Origin of the sequence: Ensifer sp. ZNC0028, assembly GCF_000799055.1 — a bacterium.
GTDB lineage: Bacteria > Pseudomonadota > Alphaproteobacteria > Rhizobiales > Rhizobiaceae > Ensifer.
Genome location: NZ_JTLA01000243.1, coordinates 1 through 249, shown reverse-complemented (window position 1 = coordinate 249; position 249 = coordinate 1). Strand labels below are relative to the sequence as shown.

The 249-nt window shown below is 65.5% G+C and carries 1 pseudogene; it reads left to right on the top strand.

Annotated features, from left to right (window positions below):
• Positions 1-249 (top strand): annotated as a pseudogene (locus L981_RS32820) (alpha/beta hydrolase); the annotation flags it as partial.

Below are 249 nucleotides of genomic sequence, written 5' to 3'. Positions count from 1 at the left end.
GCACCAGCCGGATCGCCAAGGCCGGTTTGATCTCGGCGGTGCCGCCCTTGATGGTCAAGACCGACAAGAACCCCGGTGGCCTGCCGAAGGAGGTCTTCGACGGCCTGCAGGCGGCGAGCCTCCAGGATCGCTCGAAGCTCTACCGCGATATCGCGTCCGGTCCGTTCTTCGGCTTCAACCGGCCGGGTGCGGTTGCCTCGCAAGGCATGATCGACAGTTTCTGGCTGCAGGGCATGATGGCCGGCCACA